The sequence below is a fragment of the Streptomyces sp. SolWspMP-5a-2 genome (genome assembly GCF_900091845.1).
Classification (GTDB): domain Bacteria; phylum Actinomycetota; class Actinomycetes; order Streptomycetales; family Streptomycetaceae; genus Streptomyces; species Streptomyces doudnae.
In genome coordinates this window covers 1-1,234 of the sequence record NZ_FMCI01000238.1, presented here as the reverse complement: position 1 = coordinate 1,234, position 1,234 = coordinate 1, and the positions used below count along the sequence as shown (strand labels likewise).

Genomic DNA, 1,234 nt, shown 5'->3' with positions numbered 1-1,234 from the left:
GGGGATCGTCGTCCTGGCGGGGTGGCTCTTCGCCGACCTGCTGCTGGTGCTGGCGCTGGTGTCGATGGCCGACCGCCCCGATCCGCTGGCGGCCCGCGCCGGGCCGTCGCCCGGTGCGAGCGCGTCCGGTGCGCCGAGCGCGTCGCCGAGTCCGTCGCCGACCGGGCCGCGGGGCGTCTCGCGCACCCCGCGCCAGTTCCGGGTGCACGGCAGCGACAAGGGCGATCTGGTCCGGCAGATCCGGGCGGGCACCGAGCCGTGGCGGGGGGACACGGCCGCGCTGGTGCTGACGTTCGGCGGTGGCGGCAGCGGCACGGTGTACGCGCATCTGGTCAACGGGCAGCTCGCGAAGGCCCGTCCGGAGATGTTCGGGCCCCGGATGGCGACCGACGACTACCACGATCTGAGCGAGGGCGCGGAGACGGCGCTGATCCGCGTGTACTTCTACACGCGGCCGGGCGGCTGAGGCGCGAGAGGGGCAGGCGGCGTGGCACGGTGGCGGCCCGGTGAGCGGGTGGCGTGGGACGGTCCGGGCGAGGGGGCGGGGACGTCCCGGCCGCCCCTGCCCGACCTGCCGTGTTTCCCGGCCCTGCGCGGCTGGGCGGGGTGGTGCGAGGGCCTCGCGCGGCTCGGCCTGCGGCACGCGGCCGACCTGCTGCGGCCCCCCGCGCCGGCCGGGACGACGGTGTTCGGCGCCCCGCCGGGGGCCGGGCAGGACGACGGCTTCCGGGTCCTGGACGGCGTCTGGCTGCGCGCCCGCGGCACCCGCTGGCGGCGCGTCGACGAGGAGGCGCTGCGCACGGTGCGGGCCGACTGGTCGGCGTGCGGTGATCCGCGGGCGGCCGGCGCGGTGGCCCTCGTCGACCCGCTCCTCGTGTTCGTGCGGCACGATCCGGCGGGGCTGCGCCGGGTGGTGCTGTGGCAGGTGGCGTGTCTGCTGCGGGACGGTACGGCCGGGCCGACCGAGGAGGCGGCCGTGGCGCTCGGGGTGCACCGGGACGAGGCGCGGTACCTGGCCGCGGCCGTCGCGCTCGGGTTCGCGGCGGACGGTCCCGGCCGGGCGGCGGCGGAGCGGCTGGCCGACGAGTGGCCCGACCGGCGGCTGTGCCGGGCCGAGCGGACTCTCGCCGAGGTCCCCGACACGGGCCGCGACCATGTGCTGGCGGAGGTCGCGCGCGGGGTGCGCGCGCGGCGCGGAGAGGTGGACCGGCTGGTGGCCGAGGCGCGGCGGCTC

General features: G+C 79.1%; 1 protein-coding gene and 1 pseudogene. Both read left to right on the top strand.

Annotated elements, in window-relative coordinates; translation table 11 throughout:
- The coding region (locus GA0115242_RS23505) for a hypothetical protein (protein WP_237549263.1) at positions 1-466 on the top strand (466 nt) is incomplete at its 5' end.
- Between the two features lie 21 nt (positions 467-487).
- Positions 488-1,234: pseudogene (locus GA0115242_RS23500) on the top strand (hypothetical protein); the annotation flags it as partial.